Source organism: Neisseria sp. P0009.S007, assembly GCF_051962515.1.
On sequence record NZ_JBQCVF010000449.1, the window covers coordinates 1 to 1,118 of the forward strand.

The window sequence follows — 1,118 nt, forward strand, 5'->3', positions numbered from 1 at the left end:
CCTCGGCTGCCTTGCATTTATCAAACAACAAAAACACACATCAAAATGACCTACCACACACTTTCAGACGGCCTGACCGAATCTTCAGTGAAAACCTTTTGGCCTTTATGGCTCAGCTTTATTTGGATTTGCGCCGTCCCTTTTCTTTCACTCTACCGAGTCGGCCCACTACCCAGCTTTTATCTGGAAGCCATTTCACTGAGCGGCTCATTGGTACTGACATTGATTAGCGCACACAAAGGCCTGCTGAATATCCGTCTTCCCACACTCAGTATCGGCCTGTTTGCCATGGCTGCATTTTGGTTGCTCCAAGCACGCCTCATGCATTCCACCTACCCCGGCATGAGCGATATTACCGCCTGGACATTTGTCATTTTGGCACTGGGCGCATGGTCGGTGCGGGGCTGGGTAGCAGCTTACGGACAGGAACGCGTCGTCAGCATCTTCGCTTGGTCTTTATTGATAGGGGCAACCATACAGGCCTCCATCGTCTGGCTGCAATTTAAAGGCTGGTCCAACGTAGAGTGGTTGAACGGCATCATTGCCCGAAGCAACGGCACCGTAAACGGTCAACTCGGCCAGCGCAATCATTTGGGACATTATTTAATGTGGGGCATTTTGGCGGCATCCTATTTATGGACGGCACGCAAAATGTCCAATACAGCAGGTTTTCTGTTTGTATTGGCTTTGACCGCAACCCTCGGCCTGGTCAACTCACGCACCATCTTAGGCTACATTGCCGCCCTATTCCTGATTACACCGTTATGGTTTTGGCGTACCCGTTTCCAACACAAACGCGCACTGTGCATTTTCCTTCTGACCGCCATCCTGGCCGCCGCTTTCCAATTCGGCATGGGCAGCCTATTGGATTTGTTTGGCAACATCAAATACGAAACTGCTGTCGAACGCGCAGGCACCAGCGGTTTTGAAGGCTCCATGCGCCAAATCGAATGGAGCAAAGCATGGATTGCCTTTCAATCCGCACCTTGGTTCGGCCATGGCTGGAACAGCTTTGCCCAACAAACCTTCCTGATCAATGCCCAACAACAATACTTCCCCAACAACATCCTCGGCGTACTGTTTACCCATTCGCACAATATCGTCATGCAGTTATTGTC

At 50.8% G+C, this 1,118-nt stretch carries 1 protein-coding gene; it reads left to right on the plus strand.

Translation table 11 applies throughout. From position 1 onward, the window contains the following. Positions 1-45: 45 nt before the first annotated feature. The coding region (locus tag ACTHS3_RS13970) for an O-antigen ligase family protein (protein ID WP_440368249.1) at positions 46-1,118 on the plus strand (1,073 nt) is incomplete at its 3' end.